Origin of the sequence: Pricia mediterranea, from assembly GCF_032248455.1 — a bacterium.
GTDB classification, from domain to species: domain Bacteria; phylum Bacteroidota; class Bacteroidia; order Flavobacteriales; family Flavobacteriaceae; genus Pricia; species Pricia mediterranea.
The window spans coordinates 3,849,735-3,872,004 of the sequence record NZ_JAVTTP010000001.1; the positions used below are offsets into that span (position 1 = coordinate 3,849,735).

Here is a 22,270-nt window from a genome sequence, read left to right on the forward strand (position 1 = left end):
CATCTAACCGCTGCGCTCTCACATGAAAAATTTTAAACATCGCCTTTTGCGAATAAATTTTTAAAATTTGTTCATGCCCGTTTCATAAAATGGTTCTTGATCGTGAAATGTGAAAAGGATTAATCACAAATGTAACGAATAATACGATATTTTGCCCGTATCGATTTACTATCTTTGAATGGTCGTTAAAACGTAAATAATAGACTTTCAGACAGATGTGTGCCGCTACCGCAACAGCGTTATTGCAATGCAAGTTTAACCAAAATGATATCCCGGTATTTCTCGACGATCGACGCGTTTATGGTAACGAAGTATCCTGACAATATATTGATTTAGTAATCCTTTAATTGACCAGCTCGCTAAACCCCTAATTTCTAACCCGCTATCCAATAAGCTATGCCTTACAAAAAAATCACGGAAACCCCCTCGAACCATGATAATCTAGAACAGCTGGACACCCTATCCATCCTGGCCAAAATGAACGAAGAAGATCAGAAAATAGCCGATGCGGTGGCCCTGGTCGTTCCCGAGGTCACAAAACTGGTCGATGCCCTCACCGAGCGTTTCTTACGTGGCGGGCGTTTGTTCTATATCGGCGCCGGCACCAGTGGCCGATTGGGCATTTTGGATGCCTCCGAAATTCCCCCGACGTTCGGAATGCCGCACGACCGGGTAATCGGACTTATTGCAGGGGGGGACATTGCTATTCGGAAAGCAGTGGAATATGCCGAGGACGATACCGAACAGGCCTGGAAAGATCTGTTGGCCTACGATATCGATGCCAACGACACGGTCATCGGGATAGCCGCCTCGGGTACTACGCCCTACGTGCTGGGGGGAATCAATGATGCAAAGGACAACGGCCTTCTGACCGCAGGCATCACCAACAACCCCGGTTCGCCGCTTGCTGAAGCCGCGGACATCGGCATTGCCGTGGATGTGGGACCGGAATTCGTGACCGGAAGCACCCGGATGAAAAGCGGTACTTCGCAGAAGCTCGTGCTGAACATGATCTCTACCGCCTTGATGATAAAGATAGGAAGGGTCAAGGGCAACAAAATGGTCAATATGCAGCTCAGCAATAATAAACTCGTCGACCGTGGCACGCGCTACGTCATGGAGGGCTTAGGAATAGATTACTCCCGCGCGGAGGAGCTGTTGAAGAAGCACGGTTCGGTAAAGGCGGCTCTGGAGGCAGGGAGGTAATCGGAGGCAGTAACCGCGAGGAGCTTGTCTTGAGCGAAGTCGAAAGGCCTGAACCGACATACGGCTGCGCTCGAACTGACAAACACGACTGCGCTCGAACTGACAAACGACTGCACTCGAACTGACAGACGACTGCTCAAAGCGGCTCTCATTTCCGGTCGAGCGCAGTCGAGACCTCAAGGTCTGGAGCGAAGGAGTTCTCACCACCGGAGCCTGTCTTGAGTACTTCGACTGCGCTTAGTATAAACTAAAGTCGAAAGGCTCGAACTGACAACGGTCGAGCTCACTTTTTCGGAACGAGCTTGTAAATTCCCTTTCCTTCGACGGCAACATAAATTAGCCCGTCGGGGCCTTCTTTGACATCGCGCACCCTGCCCATGCCATCCATTAGCTTCTCGCGTTTCACCACTTTTTCCCCTTCCAATACCAAGCGTTCGAGGTATTGGAACTTTAAAGCTCCGACCAGGATATTTCCTTTCCAACCCGCACCGTAAGCATCCGTTGTGATAAAGGTCATCCCGCTAGGGGCGATGCTGGGGAGCCAATAGTAAATCGGCTGGGTCATGCCCTCCATTTCGGTCTTGTCGGTGATTTCGGTGCCGCTATAGTTAATGCCATAGGTGACCACCGGCCATCCGTAGTTGGCGCCTTTTTCGACAATATTGATTTCGTCTCCGCCCCGGGGACCGTGTTCGTGTACCCAGATTTCACCGGTCTCAGGGTGAAGGTCCATGCCCTGCGGATTGCGGTGTCCATAGCTGTAAATCGCTTTTTTGGCATCCTCTTTCTCGACAAACGGGTTGTCGTCGGGAATACTGCCATCATCGTTGAACCGATAGACCTTGCCGCCGTCACGGGTAATATCCTGTGGATTAGTGTCCCGGTCGCCGCGTTCACCGATGGTCAAATAGAGGTATCCGTCGTTATCGAATTCAATTCGGGAACCGAAATGCTGGCCTTTGGTGGTATTGGGGGTAGCCTTGTACAGTTCTTCCTTTTCTACCAGCGCACCATCTTTTAGTTTCGCCCGCATCAAGGCCGTATTGCCCCCTTTGTCATCCCCTTTACTGGAAGCATACGATATATAGATCCATCCGTTGCTTTCGTAATCGGGATGCAGGGCGACGTCCAACAATCCTCCTTGGCCCCTTCTATATATTTCCGGAACGTTTTGGACTTTATTTTTTTGTCCATTCTTAAAATGAATCAAATCCCCCGAGATTTCGGTCACCAGCATACTTCCATCGGGCAGAAAGGCCATCCCCCACGGAACCTGTATTTCATCGATTAACAATTCTGCGGTAAAAGGCACCTTTTCTGGGGTATCTACTTTATTTTCAGGATCTTGGGCGCAAGACAGGTTCAGCGTCACAAACAATAGACCGGCTAACAGTACACTTTTTTTCATGTTTTTACGTTAATTGATATTAATAAAAGTAATGAACGAGAGGGGCGATACAAGCTCTATCCGCTAAAGATAAACAGATTTTTGTAAGTTCATAAGATTACACGAAGAATCCGTCGCCTCCCAAATCGCGGCTATTCTTGTCCAAATACGACTTAACCTATGCTACCCAAAAAACAACGGCAGTTTTTGTATGTGCTTGTATTGTTTGTCTTTTCCGCAATCGGTACGACCGCCATAGCCAATAACAAAGTCCACGTTATTTTTACCGAGGTGGCCGCCGCGGTCAAGGAAGCGACTACGTCGAAGAAAGAACCGGCCAACTTAATTCGCGAAACCACCCCGAAAGGCATTAAAGGAAGTTCCAAGAACAACCTGGGGTCCAGCGCTGCCGCACCGATGTTCGCTACGATCATACAAGGAGCTGACGTCGAGGTCACCTGTAGTAACGATGGCGCTACGGTGGCGCGGTTCAACCTCTGTGGTGATTCCGATGATCGAACCATAACGCTATCCGGATCGAACGGTTCCGCTTCTTGGCAGCGTTTGGGGGGGTCGTGTGGTCCCGATATCAACCAGAACTGTCCGAATACGACCAATTCCTGCTACAGTCCGGTGGCTACCGGTCCCGTTTTTAATCTTGATGCGAGTACGATTTCCGCTACTACCGGTGCGGAATTTCGGGTAGTTACAAATGGCCAGACCTATTATTTCAAGGTCAAAAAAAGTACGATTACCCAGACTTTTGTCAAGAACGATTATATCTGCGGTGTACCGGGCAGGATCCAGATAACCGGTCTTTCGAGCGCCTATGAGTTCAGTATTGATAACGGAAGTGGTTTCGGACCGTGGCAAGGCCCGATTTTCAATGACTTAGATCCCGGCACGTATATCGCCAAGGCGCGTTTGCGGAATACGGCCAACACCTGTGAATATCCATACGCGCCCATAGTTATCGAAGAACGGAATATCGATATAGATGTTAGTTTTACCGATGCCCAATGCTCTGGCGATACGGGTACGGTTACCGTGACCGCCGGAAACGTTCCCGGACCCTATAAATATACCTTATTGGACGATACGGGAACAGCGCAGGAATTTACCGCTTTTATCCCCGACAACCCCTACACCTTTTCGGCCGTAGGTTTTGGTACATATACCGTGCAGGTAGAAACCGTTCAGTGTACGGGCGACCCTTTAAACGGGATCGATCCGCCGCGCCAAGACCGAGATACCTCGAACAATCCTATTATTATAGGCGCGGGGGTCACCGCCTTGGATGCCCGGGCCGAGGCCAATAATAGCTTTAGCGCGGCCTGCGGTATCAACAGTGTCGATATTACCGTATTCACCTCGGGAGGAACGGCGCCGTACACCTATATCGTAAACGGATCGGGACCTTCGAGTCCGTCGTACACCAATTCAAGGATCGAGACGGTGACCAGCGCCGGCACCTATGATTTTTTGATTACCGATGCCAACGGCTGTACGATTACAGCCTCAGCGAACGTGGCGGAACTTACCCCGCCAGATATCACGGTATCAGGGGTGGATGGCACCTGTACCAATGGGGGAGCCCGATTGGAATTCTCCATCGTCGATGCCAAAGGATACGATTTGCGGTTTAGGGCGGATCCGGGAGATTCCTGGAGCAGTAATCCCATGTTGTCAGTAACCGCAGGCACCTATAACACTATTGAGGTACAATACGAATCAGGGGCCTTTAGCTGTATTTTGACCTTGCCGACTAGTGTGACCGTTACCGAGGTCGGTACAATCACTGGAAATGCCATCAAAAATTTCGATGTTTCCTGTAATTTGGGCGGAGGCACTACTGGCGGCGAAATCGAGTTTACAGGTCCCTTTACCGGGGGCTCCGGCTCAGGATATCAATTCAGTTTGGATGGCAGCAACTTTTCGGGAACTACCTTGTATTCAGGACTCACCGCAGGCACCTATACCCCCGTAATTATCGATGGCGGGGGATGCCGTAGGGAGTTGACCGCCATCACGATCAATGGGGTAACCCCGCCGACAAACCTTGCTTTCGCCCAGAGCAATATCAATTGTGGACTAGGAACCTCCGATGTGCAGCTGACGCCGACCAGCGTCAACCCCATCGCAACCTACGAAATAACGTCCCCGATTACGGCGAGCAATGCCACGGGGCTTTTTTCGGGACTCAACACGGGAACGACCTACTCCTTCAGAATTATCGATGACCAAAACTGTAGCTATACCGAAACCTTTACACCTGTGACCATTAGTTCGATCAGGGCCAGGGTCAAATCCGGGGGCGATCTTCGGGTATGTACGGGAGACACCGATGGATCTGGCACTTATCTTATCGACGGATTTGGTAATAACTATACCTATCATATCAACGGAGGCCCAGAAAGCGCGCCCCAAAATGCTGGGGAAGTGGACTTGCCACTGTCCGGTGCCGGCACCTATACCATCACCGTGACCGATGTGGATACCGGATGTACCGATACGGCGAGTTTTGATATCGAAGAGCCTACGAATCCTATTTCCCTGGGCGGCGACGTGCGTGCTATGAGCTGCGCCAACAGCAACCGGGGCAGGGTGCGGGCCAACGCTTCAGGGGGTTGGGGAGGATATGAATATACGCTGACCTATCCCGATGCGACCACGAATACGAAGACAAATCGTACCTTCAACAACCTGACCCAAGCGGGCAATTATACGCTTTCCGTCGAGGATGCGGAGGGCTGCGTCGATAGCTTTGCGTTTACACTGACCCAAATTGATGCCCCGAGTATCGTCTTGGACCCGGGGGCTTCGGACTATTGTTTTGAGCCCGGTACGGGAGCCACGATTGGTGTTACTCCCACCGCGGGAACCGCCGCTTTAGGAACGCACGGGTACCGCATCAACGGCGGTCCCTTGCAGCCGAGCCCTGTTTTCACGGGTCTTGCGCCCGGCGACTACACTATTGAAGTAGTGGACGGCAACAATTGTAGGGATGCGGTCAGCACCACCGTAGCGCCCCAGTTGCGCGTAACGGGTAACGTGGTTGCCGAAATCCCCTGCGGAGGTTCTGATGGAAGAATCAGGGTCAACGTTTCCGGTGGATATGGAATGACACAGTTCGAGGTGAGCGACGATGGGGGAACGACTTTTGAATCGGCCGTTACGTCGTCCATAGAACCTTTTAACTACGACACCAATACGCCCGGGGATTATGTCTTTCGCATAACGGATGCCGAAGGATGTACCGCCGAATCCTCACCGATAAGGCTCGATCCACCTATCAATATTGCCGCAGCGGCTTGGACCTCCGTGCCCGTAAGCTGTGGCGGTACCGCTAATGGCCGGGTGACGATAATACCAGATGGAACCAGCGGAATTCCCCCCTACGAGGTCAACTTTGATGGCCGTGGGTGGACTACCCAAACCGTTTATTCCAATTTGGCCAGCGGTTCTTACCCTTATCTAGTCCGGGATGCCCGGGGGTGCGAGACCGTTATCGACAATGCCGTGGTCACGACGGACAACACCCTATCGCCCGATGCCACGGTAAGCCAAATAACGGCCACCTGTGCCACCGGTGCGGTCAGCGGTGGTATCCAAATCAACAATGTGGTCGATGGTTCCGAAAACTTCTCCTTCCGCATTGAGGATGAAAATGGAAACATCGTTACCCAACAGGATAACGTAACTCGGGCCAGCTTGCCAATCTCGATTAACGATTCCGGTTTGATTCCGGGGGATTATACGGTAATTACCCTGGATGCGAACGGCTGTACCGATATCGATACTGTTGAGATCACCCAGGCCCAGGTTACCGTGACCCCATTGCCGGTACCGGCACCGACCTGTAGTGCAACCGGTTTCAGTGAAACAGTGAATATTGTTGGAGGAACCGGTCCGTTTTTGATCCGGTTGGAAAATGATCCGGCGCCCGCGGTAGCTCCAAATAATTCTTCCACGCAGCATACGTTCGTGGGACTCCAATTCGGGGTCACCTACACCGTAGAGGTCACCGACACCTTCACCGGATGTGTGTACTTGGACGAAATTCCTCCTATCTCTGGGCCATCCCCCTTAAACGTTACCGCGTCTTCCACCGCCGGGGTATGCGATACTAATCGGAACGGGGAGATTTCCTATACGATCAACGGCTTTGCCCCAGGGGATAATCTCCAGATCAATATAATGGACAATCAGGACGGCACCGTATCGTCAATTCAGACCGTCGCGCCTGGCACCGTTCCTTTTTCAGATAGTCATGCAGCCATAGCCGGGGACTACCAGATCATTGTAACCAATCTGACCGACAACTGTTCCGATGCTATCGGCGTTATCATAGAAGAAAACCTTCCAGCCATCGATATCTTGACGGAAGAGGCAGCCAACTGTAATGCTGAAGGCCAGATTACCGTACAGGGTCGCGGAGGTGATGGAGGACCCTATGAGTATTTCTTTCAGCCGCAGGGCAATCCCGAACCCACATCCGGTGATCCGGGATGGACCACCGAAACCACATTTGTTGCCTTGGCGGGTACTTATGACATTTACGTTAGGGACGCCAGTGGCTGTACCTCTTTCGATATTGCAACCATCATTAATTTAGATCCCGATCTTGTCGCACCCATCATCGACGTGACCAACCAATGTATAGTCACGGCCATCTCGTTTGACGTTCGGGTAACCATGCCCCTGACCACCGATACCCCACGCTTTACCTTGGGAGGCGATACCCAGTTCGGTACTAATATGGGCAACGGCGTGTTCGAATACACCTATCAGGTCAGCAGTCCCGGTACGTATACCGTTGACGTCGTCGATGCCAACGGCTGTACCAGCCAAGGCACCGCGGAAGTGTACGAATTCCTTTCCGCCTCCGGTGATTTTAGTACGGATCCTACATGTAACGCAGCCGATGGAATCATTACCATGAACGTTAGCGGGGGCAGCAATAATTTTGATTACCAGTTACAGGATAGTGGGGGAACGGATATTGGAACCCCGGTTACCGGAGACAGGGATGACGGCATCATTACCGGCGTGGGCCCTGGCAGCTATCAGGTCGAGGTGACCGATAACGAGACCGGATGTACCTTTGACATCGGCGTACAGCTCGATGCGGCCGTATCCCCGGTCATCAACAACGAATCAAAACAGGATATCACCTGTTTCGGCTCCAATGATGGTACCATCGATATCGTACTAAATCCTCTTAGTGCGGTAGATACGCCTATTGAGTTCATTTTGAACAATTTTGACACCACCGCCGAAATTACAAGGAACACCACCGGTTCTTTTATTGGTCTTCCCCCGGCCCGCTATCAGGTCGAGGTGGTTACCGCGCGAAACTGCTCCGTGCTGTCCAGCATCATCGAGATCATCGAACCCGATGACTTTGCGATTACGGCCAGCGCCCCGGACTTTACCTGTGAACCTGCCGCGAACCGGTTTAGCTCCACGATTATTACGGTAGATGATCCGGCGGCTTCGGCCACCCCGGGAACCGTGGGCAGTGGTTATCAGTACAGCATCGAAGGTTTTTTCAATTACCAATCCGCCAATACCTTTGAAATCGTTGACAATGGCTCTCCCCGTAACATCACGGTGTACGCCATTGACGGTAACGGTTGCCAAACCACCTTTGATCTACCGACCATTAACCTCCCCGCGGATGTGGTCCCGACCCTTTCCGTTCTAGCCCCGTTGAACTGTGCCAATCCCGAACAGGTCGAGATATCGGTAACCGGTACGACGGACTTTACTGTGCTTACGACCGGTCCCGGTAGTACTATCGTAGCCGACGTTTCGGTAACCGGCGGAGGGCCAGCGACCGTGTTGTTGCCCGATGCAGGGGATTACTTTTTCGTAGTTCGCGACGATTCCCCGGGCGGCTGTAGCTATCCCCTCCCGGTGCATACCGTCAATCTGCCCATCAACCCTACGGTGACGATTACCGAGGCCAATCCGGTGCGTTGCAATACGCCTGGTAACACGGGGACCCTGTTCATAGAGGTCTCCGATTATACCGGCACCTACGATTATCACGTGTACGAAGCTTCCGATACCGGCAAAACGACCCCGATAATTTCAGGAAATTTTGACACTGCAAACTTTCCGGACATCAATGGGGATGCGGCTCGGACAGGGGGACTTCCCGGTGGAAATTATTTTGTGGAAGTGATTGCTACGGATGTGCCGTTCTGTTCCGCGGATAGCGGGGTGGCCACCATAAGTGTTCCGAACGGTACGCTCGGGGTCGTAGCCATGGAAGTAGGTAACGTGACCTGTGACGATAACCAGGGAAGAATCTTGGCGGCCGGAAGCGGCGGATGGGACAATAATCCCTACGAATACCGACTCTTATATGATAGCGGAGCCGGTTTTGTGGAAGTCGTTCCTTTTGGAACGAGCAATGAATTCGATAACCTGTCCAGTGGGGACTATCAGGTAGAGATTCGCGATGTCGAGGGATGTACCGAAATAGATACTATCAATCTGCCTCCCGTTCCCGCTATAAACGCAGGCATTCGCGAACCGCAGGACCTGGTCTGCCCCGGGGGTAACAATGCCGTGCTGGAGGCGTACAATCTGTCCACCAACACTCCTGGTGCCGAAGGCGGAGTAGTAGGGGCAGGCTACAAATATCAGTTGATCTATTTGGACAGCAATACTACCGGCCTACCGACGCCAAGTGGACTCGATGAACGCGACCGCAGTGGATTGCAGGATGACCCGACCTTTACCGGTACTTCCGGAGGGGTGATCAGTGCGGGATGGTACGCCATTGAGGTTACCTCGAGCTACAACTGTAGTTTTGTAACGCCTCCTTATGAAGTAGTTCCGCCACCACCGGTCAATCCTAGGTTGGTCCAGACCCAAGTTCCCGGATGCGGTGGCCGTGGCGAAATGGAACTGGCCATCGAGAATCCCGATCCCGATCCCACCGTAGTCTATGAATACATCATGGTGGAAGATGGGGTCCAGATCGGTACCTATGCCGATATGACGGGTACGAGTTTCCGCTTCCCGGGGGATGCCGGTATTACCTATCAGGTCGATGTGCGCAAGAAAAATGTGAGCAATGTCTGCGCGGCAGTACGTTCAAATGGAATCACCATGACCGACGCTTCGGGAATTACCTTATTGCCCAATGCCCCCGATGATATCTCCTGTGCCTCCGAGAACGACGGACGTATCGAATCCTTCACCAACGGGGGGGTAGGAAACGAGGTGTTCAGCTTGTATATCGGAGATCCCGTTGATGCTTTTACTCCCGATTCCGGGGCGCGGTTGATCCGTACGCAGGATTTCGGCACCTTCGAAGGCCTTGATGAGGAGTCCACCGATTACTACATCGCCGTCACCAGTGGAATTACCTGTAGTGATATCGCCGGACCGTTCAGTATTGTAAGGCCCGACCCGATTTTGTTCACTTCTAGCGAAACCCCCGTAAGTTGCACGGGAGAGGCCGATGGCTCGATTACCTTGGAGGTGAACAGTGGAGGCGTCGGGTTGATTCAATTCGCCATCGCCCCGAACTTTAACGAGTTCTTCAGCGATGCTGCCAATCCCGGTATCTATACGTTTGAGAATCTGGCCGCTGGTGATTATGAAATCTTGATTCAGGATGAAAACGGATGTTTCGAAAAGGATGTCATCACGGTCACCGAACCTGATGAGCTTATGACCACCGATATCACGACTACGCCCGAAACCTGTATCATGGCCGCAGACGGTACCGGACAGTTGACGGTTGTCGGGGGAACACCTTTCGTCGATAATACGGACCCCCTAAACCCAATCGAATATTACGAGACCAAATTGATCGGTCCCGGTTCGGACGGGAGCGAGATGTACGAGAGAAACGACAACCTGTATTTCGAAAACCTGGCCGGCGGCATGAGTTATATCGTATTCGTTCAGGATGCCAACCTGTGTGAAACTTTTGTCGAGATGCCGATTGAAATCGGGGTAGAGCTGGCTGCGGAACCCATCGTGCAATATGGTTGCGAGGGAATTTTCCCAAATAGCACGACCCATATCGCCTTGGAAGACGAAAGCCGTCTTTCGGAAATTCTCTTCGCCCTTGACCCCATCGATCCGACGGATGCGATTACCGCGATGGCCACGGACGTGCGTACTTGGGGCGATTTGCCGGCCGGCAATCATACGGTGTATATCTATCACGAAAACGGATGTACCAATTCCGTTGAATTTACCATCGATGCCTATGACCCCTTGACTCTCGATGCCCAAAAAACCGCTCCGAACGAGCTTACCGCCATCGCTGCGGGCGGATTCGGCGGCTACGAGTATTTCTTTAACGGGCAATCGTACGGAAACGAGGGTATCTATACGACTACCGAAAGCGGTACCGTCGAAGTACGCGTAGTCGATGAGAGAGGGTGTGTAGCCGTAGCTTCCATTCCCTTCGAGTTTACCGGAATGTTAGAAATCCCTAATTTCTTTACACCCAACGGCGACAACGAGAACGATTTCTGGTCGCCCAACAACCGGGAGTATTTCCCCGATATCGAAGTGATCATCTACGATCGCTACGGTAGGGTAGTGGCGGAGCTGAACCAAGTGAGTGAATGGGACGGGCTTTACGAAGGCAAGGAACTGCCCACGGGCGATTACTGGTACGTCGTCAACCAGAACGACAAACGGGAGACCCGATACGTCGGTCACTTTACGCTGTATCGCTAGCAACCGATACCTACTTTTTAGCAAGGCGGATGTCCCTTTATTGGGACATCCGTTTTATTTTGACGATCGCCATAATCGGCCTTAAAGATAAAATACGCTCCCCGCTGCTTTCTTTTTTGTTATTTACGAAAAGACCATTTGTCTCGTGTTCATAATAAACAAGGGACGGGAGCAACAGGATGTACAGGAGAAAGGTATCTTTGGCATATTTATGAAAATTTGGTTCTTACTTATCAATTTGACCGTGTTTTTGGTTTTTGGGACTTCATGCTCAAACAAAACCAAAAGAGCAAAGACTTTATACAAAACCCACTGCGCCAGCTGCCATTTGGCTCCCGATATCCAGGATTTGCCCAAGCATTTATGGGCGAACGAAGTACTGCCGAATATGGGGGCGCGGATGGGAATTCGAGATTCTACCTATGACCCCTACGAGGGCTTTAGCTTTGAGGAGCAGTATGCCATGATTCAATCCGGGGTTTATGGGGCGAAACCCATCATTTCCAGGGAAGATTGGCAGCTACTAACCGATTATATTGTCGCGCGTGCACCCGACAGTTTGTCCACGGAACATATTTTGGACAGCCCAACGAAGGAGAACTCTCGCGGTATGGACCGTACCCTTACCCAATTTACGCCCCAACCGGTAGCTATCGATAGCAGCCCTGGCAGCTTTCTTAGCTTTGTAAATTACGATCCAAAAAAGGCAAGAGTGATAACTGCCGATCTGCGGGGAAAGGTCTTCGAGTACGATGCCAACAAAAACGCCTTACTGCAAAGATTCAACCTGGGCAATGCCATAACGGCATTCAACCAGACGGACAGTATCGCTTACATTACCACCGTCGGCATTCTTGATCCTTCCGAGATTGTGGCTGGCGGTATCCACGTGCTGCAAGACGGTTCCGCAAAGCGGCTACCCTTTGATTTTCACCGGCCCGTACATACCACGGTATATGATCTCAACGGTAACGGCCATAAGGAAATCCTGGTTTGTGAGTTCGGAAATCTTACGGGGCAGTTATCCCTTTTGACCAAGCAAAACGACTCCATATATGGCAAACGGGTATTGCTGGCCCGGCCAGGAGCCCTAAGAACGGTAGTTCACGATATGGATTCGGATGGAAAGGATGATATTATCGCTATGACCGCCCAAGGCGATGAGGGCGTTAGCATTTTGTATCAGACCGGGAATTTGGACTTTCGGGAAGAACAGGTGGTTCGTTTCAGTCCCCTTTACGGAAGCAGTTGGTTCGAGTTATTGGATTACGATGGCGATGGAGACCAAGACCTGATTACCGTACACGGAGATAACGGGGATAAGACCCCAATTTTAAAACCCTATCACGGATTACGGATTTACTTAAACGATGGGTCGAACCAATTTTCGGAAACCTTCTTTTATCCTTTCTACGGAGCTTCACGCAGCGTTAGTAGGGATTTTGATCAAGATGGGGATATAGACATCGCGTTAATCTCTACGTTTCCCGATTATGGGAAAAGGCCCGTGCAATCATTCGTATATCTCGAAAACAAGAACGAGGATAGCTTTCAATTCGAGCCGCAAGGTCTACCCACGACAATTTCCGGAAGATGGTTTTTGATGGGTGCCGGCGATGTCGACAACGACGGGGATGAGGATATTGTAATCAGCTGTTTTACCTATTCCTTCAGCCCCGTACCGGTGGATTTAAAGCAAAGGTGGGGGGAGTCAGACTTTGATATGCTGATCTTGGAAAATGTGCTGTTGGAATAGTCCTTTGGGTTTTTCATCGGATTCGCAACATTGTCCAACTTGCCACGTGCCAATAAACTCAATGTTTATTTGTATTCGAAAGTGTAATCCGGATTTTAGGTCTCAACGTGTTGCAGATCCAACTTCCGCGTTTCTTTCCCAAAAATATTGTAGAAACGGATTTCCAATGCTTTGGTCGGTACCCTAATAATGCGGCTTGATTGTGACTGAAATGAACTGCCCCAGTAAAATTCCCGTATCTGTTTTTGTCCATTCTGAAACCGGATTTCCGATCTTACCTCGTCGGGTTGCAATAGTATGCGTACGCCATCTGACTTTGCTTTTGGTTCGAATACCCGTAGGGAATCATTGTTTTGGGATGCGACAATCAAGCGCTTTGTATCCGAAAGTGAAATCGCGACCAGGCTCTTCCCATCACCGGGTACAAAGAAATGGCTTTGGTTCAACGGAATGGATTCGAAACTGCCGTCCCCCTTGTTTCTTAGGGCCACTCCGACCAGCGCATCCGCAGGCCCTTGCTGGACTTCCATCCCGAAGTCGTTTCCTACCATGAGGAGGTCCAGATAGCCGTCACCATCCAAATCTTGAGGCAGGATTCCGTAAACCGGTGCGAGCTGGGCGGCGATGGGCAAAGCGTGCATTTTAAACGTACCATCACCGAGATTCTCCACCCACGAGGTCTTCATATAGTTCAAGGAATCTACAGTAGCATCGTCCAACAGGCCGTCGGGAAACATTTCCGGTAAAGTTGCTTCCCCGAATTCCCCAAAAGAATTGAATCTTTTTCGGATGCCTACGTATTGTTTCGTCACATCTTGCCAAGGGTGGTAGAGGTATTCTTTTTTGATACCGACACTGTCACGCAGATAGTAGGAAATCAAGGGGTCGATGCTCCCGTTGTTGTCCAGGTCTTTGGCGTAGATACGCACCGGTTCATCCATCGAACCCTTAAAGTTCAGGTTTTCCCCCACATTACCCGCGATGTAGTCAATATCGCCATCGTTGTCCAGATCGGCCGCTGCCAGACTGTTCCACCATCCCGAATAGCTATCTACCCCAGTGGTTTCGGTAACTTCAACCAGTTTTCCCGAATCGTTTTTAAAGAAGCGCAAGGGCATCCATTCTCCGGCCAAGATCAAATCGGGCCACGAGTCCCCGTTAAAATCCGTCCAAAGTGCATCGCTGATCAAACCGGGAAATTCCAGTTCGGGGTTTATCTCTTGGGTCACATCGGTAAATTTCGGGCTGCCGGCGCTACTTTCATTTCTAAGGATGTATGAGCGATCGGACTTAGGATAGGAAAACGGCAACACCCTACTCCCGATAAAGAGATCAAGGTCACCATCGCGATCGAAATCCGCAGCTTTTACGGCCGAGGAATTTGTGCGCATGTCGGGAAGGCTGTTTTTTGAATACGTAAAATTGCCCTGACCATTGTTAATCATGAGCATGTCTCGATAATACTCATGCCCAGACGGATACTGGGCGGAGCCTCGGGCGATATAGAGGTCGAGGTCGCCGTCGTTGTCGGCATCGAACAGTAAGGTACCCGCATCTTCTTCGTGGAGTTCTTGGGAGTTCTTATAGGCGACCTCTTTTTGCACAAAGCTGTTATCTGCTTGTTGTATAAACCACTTTTCCTTAAAACTACGACTTGCTCCTACGAACAGGTCATCGAGGCCATCGCTGTTGATGTCCCCGACGGATAGGGCAGGCCCGTATTGTGAGAATTTGTGGGGTAAGGTACTTTGGAAGTTGAAATCGATAAAATCATGGTCTCCGGCAAAATGGTCCAGACCATACCTGTCCGAAACCTCCTCGAACAGAGGCGATTGTCTAGGAGCGTTGGTTTTGTCGGAATGTATGGGATGTGGGGAGTAGGGGATGGTAACCACGGTATCCGCGGAAACCTTGCCGAGCATTTGCTCGTTCCCGTTCGGCCAGTTGATTTTCAGGCTATCTATATTGGAACGGTTCCCTAGACCGAAATGCAGGATGGTTTCGGGTTGGGAAAGATATCCCCGCCCGCTCAGGAGCGACTTTTTCTGTCGGAGGCTATCCCCATATATTTCTACAGTGGCCCCAATGGCGTTCAAATTATTTTTTGGCCCCTTCAGTTTTATCCGAAGGTAACGGTTGCCCTGATCGAGCTCGTTTGTTTTATTCTCAAGAAGAAGCGCCTTGTCGTTGATATTGTTGACTACCAAATCGAGATCTCCATCACCATCGAGATCACCATAGGCGGCGCCGTTGGAGTAGGTGGGGAAGTCAAGCCCCCAATCTTTGGTGACGTCCACAAATTCATAATCGCCCCTGTTGCGGAACATAAAATTGGGAACCTTGATCTGGGGTATGGCGGCAATCAATTTTTCTTTACTTATAAACTGTTTTGAAGTCGAACGAAAATCACCGAAATCCCGATCCGTCACGTCTTTTGGAAAACCGTTGGTAATAAAAAGGTCTTGCCATCCGTCGTTGTCATAGTCGGCAAAAAGCGGGGCCCAGCTCCAATCCGTTTCCTTGATATCGGCGAGCATCGCAATTTCCCCGAAAACGGGTAGTTGGGTCTCCGGATTGGTACCGTGGCTAATTTGTAAGGTGTTGCGAGTATATTGCTTTTCGTAATCGAATTTTTTGGTAAAAATTTCCTTTTGATAACTGCTGGGCCCTTGAAACAATTTCTTGCGCTTATTATAATAGGGCTGCATCTCGGTGGTGTAGAGTTCCAGCTGCCCGTTATTATCGATATCGGCCATATCGCTGCCCATGGAAGACAGGCTAAAATGTTTGAACATGTCCCGGGCCCGGTTGGTGAAAGTACCGTCTTGATTATTGATATAGAGGAGGTCGTTGCTAAAAAAATCGTTGGCAACGTAGATATCGGGCCAGCCATCTTCATTAAAGTCGTTGATGACGGTACTATGGCTATAGCCATGGTAGCGGATACCGGCCTTTTCAGAAATTTCAACGAAATGTGGGTGGCCTTGTCCAGTATTCCCGCGATTTTCGTAGAGCCGGTCTTTGCTCATTGATGTTCCGTCATCCTCGAGGGGACGGAATAGGGTCGGGTCTACGCCTTCGATACGGTTGACCCCGATAAACAGGTCGAGATCCCCGTCACGGTCATAGTCAAAAAATTGGGCGTGGGAGGAATAACTGACATCAGCCAGCCCGTAGGCTTCCGCCATTTCCTGAAACAGGGGTACGTTCTGGTCGTTGTTCCCCTGATTGATGTACAAGAGATTTTTTCTATGTACGGAATCCCGGTAAAACGTATTGCAGATGTAGATATCATTTTTTCCATCCGCATTGATATCCACGATGGACACTCCCGACGACCAAAGAAGGGAGTCCGGTTTTCCAATTTGGGCCGTCTTGGAAATGTCATCGAACTCCAGTTCCCCCAGGTTCAAATAAAGCCGGTTGTCCACTTGGTTGCCTGCAAAGAAGATATCATCGAGACCATCATTGTTCAGGTCCCCGATGGCCACGCCAGCCCCGTTGTACACAAACTCATTATCAATGATGTTGATGGAGTCGTTTTCCGAGAGTTGGTTGTTGAAGTCCAATCCCGATATCGATGGGCCAATAGCATGAAATCGCTTGGGCCGTTCCTCTTCCGTACAACCCGAATTAAGAAACAAGATGAGGACCAGGAGCCCAACACTATATTTGACTTCTTCAAATTTCATATGAACAACAATGCCAAAATAGGTGATTGATAGATGTTACGAAATTACAAAAAAGGCATCCCGATTTCGAGATGCCTTTACAAGATTGTTGCCTATCGTATCTTTAATATTACTGCTTTAGTAACCAGGGTTTTGTGTTAGCACTCCAGGCTGCAAATCAAGCTGGGTCTGGGGTATAGGCAAATATTCGTTGGTTCCTTCGGTAAAATTGCCTCCTTCATATGCTGAGGACAAATATTGCTTCTCATAGTCAATAAAAGAATTGATCTCCTCGGCCGCAATTCCCCATCGGACCAAGTCAAAGAACCGGTGTCCTTCCCCGGATAGCTCCAATTTGCGTTCGAAACGGAGTGCTTGGGTTGCCGATGCCTTGCTGGCGAATTGGGCTGGGGAATATTCAGCGATTACATAATTGGCCGCATTGGTTCCGTCGTCATTTTTAACCCAAAATTCCGATTTGGCCGCCCTCGCTCGAACCATATTGACGTAGGTACGCGCCTGTTCCAAAGAACCGGCCTCGATTTCTGCTTCCGCCGCCATTAAGAGGACATCGGCAAATCGAATAATCGTATAGTTCATAGTAGCATAACCACGCGTCCATGAACTCGCATCGGTGTACACCCCATCTTGGTTCACATAGTACACATATTTTTTAGGGGCATAGGGGCCGCCGTAGTTTTGAACCCTGATCCATGCCGATCCGGGAAACGGTTGCCATCCTAAATAGGGAATGCTTCTTCTTCCGATGGAATGATCAAGTCGGGGATCTACGGGGCCGGCATCGGGGGTGAAGGGTTCGCTGGTCAATATACCCATATCGGTTTCCAGTTCATTAGCGGAATTTCGATACGACTTGTCAAGAAGGGGCAGACCATCGCCGGTCACCCGATACGAATTGGCCAGTTCAAAACTGGGCTGAAAAAAGCCACAGCAGTCCCCCGGTCCGTCGGTACCGGTCTGATAGGGATAGTTGAGGTCGTCCCACCAGTTGGAGTTGTTAACGGACCCCGTTTCGTTGGAGGATTCAACGTCCATAATGGCTTCGGCGTGGTTGTCGTTGGCCGCATTAAAGATTTCGGCAAAGTCATCCAGTAATTTATATTTAAGTCCGTTGGAAGTCACACCGTTGGCAATAACATCGTCGAACCACGTTATGGCCTCCGCATATTTTTCCTGATAGAGCTTGGCTTTACCCATGTAAGCTCCGGCGGCCCATTTGTTGACCCGGCCCGCATCGGTTACTTCGGGCAGGTTGTCGAATGCATATTGAAAATCGGATTCAATCTGTGCCCAGGCATCGCCGTTGTTGGGTATTTCAGGTATTTCAACGGTAGGGACGGTCTCATCGAAGACTACAATATTGTTATAGTGCTTCTTTAGATCAAAATAAAAATGCCCCCGGAGCATTCGGGCCTGTGCCGCCATAGTTGTAGCCTTTTCTGCAGGAATCGCATCGCCCGATTCGGCGATGGCGGTCAGTACGGCATTGCATCGGCTTACCCCTTCGTAACGAGCCGCCCATAAAGCGTTAAATTCCGCAAAGGTCGGATCGGCCTGAAAGCGTTGTATCGTGGCCATTGCGGCATAATCACCGGGATCCGTGCCCTTATTGGCATCGCCGCCAAGAATCGATCCCGTAATCCAATGGTTGGGTCCGGCTGCACGGTTACCGTTCAAAGCCCCGTTCAACATGGAGTAAGCCCCAATCAACAAACCTTCAATCCCTTCGACGGTAGTTACCTGTGCTTCCGCCAAGGTGTTAGTGGGCGGCACTTCTAGAAACTCATCGCTACACGATATGCCCGACATCAACAGGGCAATCGATAGGGCGACCAACTTTTTTGATTTATATATTGTTTCCATAATAGTTTTTATAAAAATAGTTTTTTTAAACAAGTTAAGCAGCCGGTTTTTAGATGCCGATTTCAAAATTAATCAGATACTGGGGGGCGACGGGATAGTTGCCGACGTCGATACCGAAGTTGGTATCCGCGGCGTTACCGATGCCCGGATCGATGCCACTATAATCGGTAATGGTCCAAATATTATTGGCCGACAGTCCGATCTTAAATTTGGTCAGGCCCAATTTGTCCGCCAGTTCTTCCTTAAAGTCGTAGGATAGGGACAAACGCTGTAAGCGAACGTAGCTACCGTTTTCAACGTACCAGGAATTGCCTACGGTATTGGTACTGAAGTTGGAAGCGCTTTCCCAAATTGGAGCGGCGGCATCGTTGCCGAGCTCCGGGGTCCAGGAATCGAAGGCGGCAACTCCTTTCGCGGCACCTTCAAAGGTGCCGTAGAAGTCGGTGTACCATTTAGACTGGTTCCAGATCTCGTTACCAAAAGTACCGTACCAATAGGTTTCGAACTCAAGTGCCTTATATTTTAAGTTCAGGGTTATTCCTCCCGTATAGTCCGGTACGGGACTTCCCAGGAACTTTCGATCGTCTGGGGTAATTTCCCCATCCCGGTTAACATCCTCATATCGGAAACGGCCTAAGCCCTTGCCGTCTTGTTCGGGGGAGTTCTGCACTTCTTCCTCGGTATTGAAATATCCAATGACATTGTAGCCGTAGAAGGCCGATAGGGACTGACCAACCGCATTTCTAGTGGCGACGATGCTTCTCACACTGGGTCCGTCAAAGAAATCAAGGCCGGGGGCCAACGACGCAATCTCATTCTTCAAAAACGAGTTCGTCATGCTCACTTCAAAACTAAAATCCTCCGTGAAGTTTCCCCGTCCGATGATTTCGAAGTCCAACCCCTTATTCGACATTTTAGCAATGTTAACAGAGGGTGCGGCGGCATAATTTCCAGTTACGGCCGGTAACGGCAATTGGTACAGGAGGTCTTCGGTATCTTTCTTCCAGAGATCTAGGATGAAATCCAATCTATTGTTGAAAAAACTGGCGTCGAAACCGATGTTGAGAGTGGTACTGGTCTCCCATTTGGCATCGGGGTTTCCTATACGGCTTAACGCGAAGCCTTCGTCCGCTCCAGAGGCCTGACCGGTGGTTTGATAAAAGGTATTGGCCCTGTCGGCGGCATACAGGAAATACTGGTTGTTCGGGTTAACGTTGTTGGAGTTGCCCATTTGGCCCCAGCCTCCCCTTACCTTAAGATCACTCAAAACTTCCTGGTTTTGCATAAAGGATTCGGCAATGACTCGCCACGCACCGGATATGGCCGGAAAGGTTCCGTATCGGTTGTTCCCCCCAAAGCGGGAGGCTCCGTCCCTACGTAATACCCCTGTTATATAGTATTTCTCATCGAAATTGTAATCCAATTTTCCGAAAAGCGAATAAAAGTTTACACCCTTATATTGACTACTATTGACTACCGGACTTTGTACCACGGTGAGACTTTGGAAATCGGGATCGGTGGAGAACGGGTTGAGTCCCGATCCGCTGATGTTGCGGCCTCTTCCTGTATTCAGGGCTTCGATGCCCGCAAGCGCTTTGATGCGATGCACCCCGAACGACTTGTCGTAACTGGCCGTGTTGGTAAACGTCCAATTGAAATTAAATCCGCTGCCTTCTCCATAGCTATTGTTCGCCTGGGGTTCGGCGTCTCCCAGGTACTTGTAGGTGTAGTCTGTATAATAATAGTTGCTGTAACCGCCACCAAGACTCGATCGTAGTGTAAGTCCGTCGAAGGGTTTCAGGAGAACGTATACATTGCCCGTTCCGCCGATCGAGTAGCTTCGATCGTCGCCATCATTGTTCTTTAATTCCCTAACAGGGTTTCTTGGATTACCAAAACCGGCCGCCTTCGTACTGGCAAAGCTTCCGAACTCGTCATATACCGGTATAATGGTCGACATCCGAAATGAAGATAGTATCGCGGATTCATCGTCGGCACCGCCTATTCCTCCGGATCCACCGAACCCTCCTGTCAAGGACCGGTAGGTTACCTGAAAGTTCTCCCCGATACTCAGCCATGGGGCTAGATCCCATTCGGAGTTGAACCGTGCCGTATATCTTTTAAAATCGTTTTCCAGTAGAATACCTGCTTGGTCCTGTCCGGAGATGCTGGAATAGAACCTACCGTTTTCGGTACCGCCTTTGAAGCCGACGGTAAACCTGCTAAGGGGGGCTACCCGGGTAATTTCCTTATACCAGTTCGTGCCTTTCAGGTTGGGACGGATCAAAAATGTATTCTGGGGGTCGTTTTCATAGGCCTGCCGAATTGCCGCCAAATCGACCTCGCTGGCCGATACACCGCTAGGGCCGTTGGCATAAAGATAATCGGGCAGCGTAGGAATGGGGTTGCTGCCATACTGTGGGTGGTTATAGTCAACTGGAACACCCAGTGCGGCCGCGTTGTTCTCGTAAGCGATGTGAGTATATCTTGCTTGGTCATAAGGACTCAGCATTTTCTTTGCCCTTCCTGCATTCGGATCGGAGATACCGCTGGAGATGTTGATGGAAACCTCGGTTTTTTGAGTGCCCCTGGAACCGGGCTTGGTGGTGTAGACCACAACCCCGTTGGCCGCCCTTGCCCCGTAAATCGAAGCCGCTGCGGCATCCTTCAACACGGTCGTGGTCTCTATATCATCGGGATTCAAAAATTCGGTATTGTTTACAGGAAGCCCGTCGACAACATACAGCGGTTCGTTACCTCCGAAGGCTCCGAAACCACGGATACGAATCTGGCTTGTCGTACCCGGTTGGCCATTGGTAATAACGGTAACACCCGAAACCCGGCCCTGTAATTGCTGTTCTACGTTCCCTGAGGGGACCGCAGCGAGCTTTTCGGCCTGTACTACAGAGACCGCAGCAGTGGTCTCACGCTTTGTCTGGGTCTGATATCCTGTAACCACGACCTCATCGAGAAGGGCAGAATCTTCCGCCATAGTAATATTGATTTCGGATTGGCCATCCACCGGAACTTGTTGGGTCTGAAACCCGATGTAGCTGATGACCAAAGTGGCACCATCCGCAACATCGAGCGTAAAATTACCGTCAAAATCGGTCTGGGTACCATTAGTGGTCCCTTTTTCAAGAACGTTCGCACCCGGTAAGGGGATGCCCTCGCTATCGACGACCGTACCGGTAACGGTAGACTGCAAGATAACATTCGTTTCATTGCTACCGATTGTCGCCGTACTGGCCAGGACGAATTGTGATCCTAGACATAATAGCATTGAGAAGAGCCCGATACAGAAAGAATGACCTTTCCCCTGGGGTGGTAACGCATAGTTTCTACGTTGTTGATTCATAATCGTTGTTTGTTAGTTTAGAGTTCGAGTAAAATTTCATTTTTGCTAAGTAATATTCACATATTAGATGTTAACAAAAACAAAATTCGGCTGTAATGATACTAAAATTTTATGACATCAAAAATTATAAAAATTCGAAGTTTTCAAATAATTCCCACTATAAATCAGCTATTTCAGCTGTAAGTGGCTGGTTTTCTTGATAGTGAAACGCGCTAACCATGTGTGCTCAACTTCTGTTAATTTTTTTAAGAATGTTATATTTAACCGGGTTATTAAGATTTTTCTCGCGC

The 22,270-nt window shown here is 50.1% G+C and carries 7 protein-coding genes; 3 read left to right on the forward strand and 4 right to left on the reverse strand.

From position 1 onward, the window contains the following. The first annotated feature begins 396 nt into the window (after positions 1-396). Positions 397-1,206, forward strand: coding sequence for an N-acetylmuramic acid 6-phosphate etherase (gene murQ, locus RQM65_RS15935; protein ID WP_314016411.1), 810 nt, complete (start codon positions 397-399; stop codon positions 1,204-1,206). Positions 1,207-1,489: 283 nt separating this feature from the next. Here murQ and RQM65_RS15940 read toward each other — a convergent pair whose 3' ends face one another. After that, entirely contained in the window at positions 1,490-2,614 is a 1,125-nt protein-coding gene (locus tag RQM65_RS15940; RefSeq protein WP_314016412.1) for a PQQ-dependent sugar dehydrogenase, read from the reverse strand. A 159-nt stretch (positions 2,615-2,773) separates the two neighbouring features. Between RQM65_RS15940 and RQM65_RS15945 the strand changes: the two genes are divergently transcribed. Both RQM65_RS15945 and RQM65_RS15950 read left to right on the forward strand, forming a co-directional pair. Beyond that, complete coding sequence (locus RQM65_RS15945) at positions 2,774-11,311, forward strand: T9SS type B sorting domain-containing protein (protein WP_314016413.1); 8,538 nt, start codon at positions 2,774-2,776, stop codon at positions 11,309-11,311. 349 nt (positions 11,312-11,660) lie between these two features. Further along, positions 11,661-13,067, forward strand: coding sequence for an FG-GAP repeat domain-containing protein (locus tag RQM65_RS15950; protein ID WP_314016414.1), 1,407 nt, complete (start codon positions 11,661-11,663; stop codon positions 13,065-13,067). A 95-nt stretch (positions 13,068-13,162) separates the two neighbouring features. Here RQM65_RS15950 and RQM65_RS15955 read toward each other — a convergent pair whose 3' ends face one another. The 3 genes from RQM65_RS15955 to RQM65_RS15965 form a co-directional block, all read right to left on the reverse strand. Further along, positions 13,163-16,759, reverse strand: a complete 3,597-nt coding sequence (locus tag RQM65_RS15955; RefSeq protein ID WP_314016415.1) for a CRTAC1 family protein — start codon at positions 16,757-16,759, stop codon at positions 13,163-13,165. A 117-nt stretch (positions 16,760-16,876) separates the two neighbouring features. Beyond that, entirely contained in the window at positions 16,877-18,622 is a 1,746-nt protein-coding gene (locus RQM65_RS15960) for a RagB/SusD family nutrient uptake outer membrane protein (protein WP_314016416.1), read from the reverse strand. A 49-nt stretch (positions 18,623-18,671) separates the two neighbouring features. Then, the gene (locus RQM65_RS15965; protein ID WP_314016417.1) at positions 18,672-21,980 is read right to left on the reverse strand and encodes a SusC/RagA family TonB-linked outer membrane protein; all 3,309 of its coding nucleotides are present in this window, start codon (positions 21,978-21,980) and stop codon (positions 18,672-18,674) included. Positions 21,981-22,270: the final 290 nt, after the last annotated feature.

What these genes read in the sequence shown, in the direction of transcription:
- RQM65_RS15955 (WP_314016415.1), bottom strand. Translation starts at nt 16,759, where the DNA reads ATGAAATTTGAAGAAGTCAAATATAGTGTTGGGCTCCTGGTCCTCATC.
- murQ (WP_314016411.1), top strand. Translation starts at nt 397, where the DNA reads ATGCCTTACAAAAAAATCACGGAAACCCCCTCGAACCATGATAATCTA.
- RQM65_RS15965 (WP_314016417.1), bottom strand. Translation starts at nt 21,980, where the DNA reads ATGAATCAACAACGTAGAAACTATGCGTTACCACCCCAGGGGAAAGGT.
- RQM65_RS15940 (WP_314016412.1), bottom strand. Translation starts at nt 2,614, where the DNA reads ATGAAAAAAAGTGTACTGTTAGCCGGTCTATTGTTTGTGACGCTGAAC.
- RQM65_RS15945 (WP_314016413.1), top strand. Translation starts at nt 2,774, where the DNA reads ATGCTACCCAAAAAACAACGGCAGTTTTTGTATGTGCTTGTATTGTTT.
- RQM65_RS15960 (WP_314016416.1), bottom strand. Translation starts at nt 18,622, where the DNA reads ATGGAAACAATATATAAATCAAAAAAGTTGGTCGCCCTATCGATTGCC.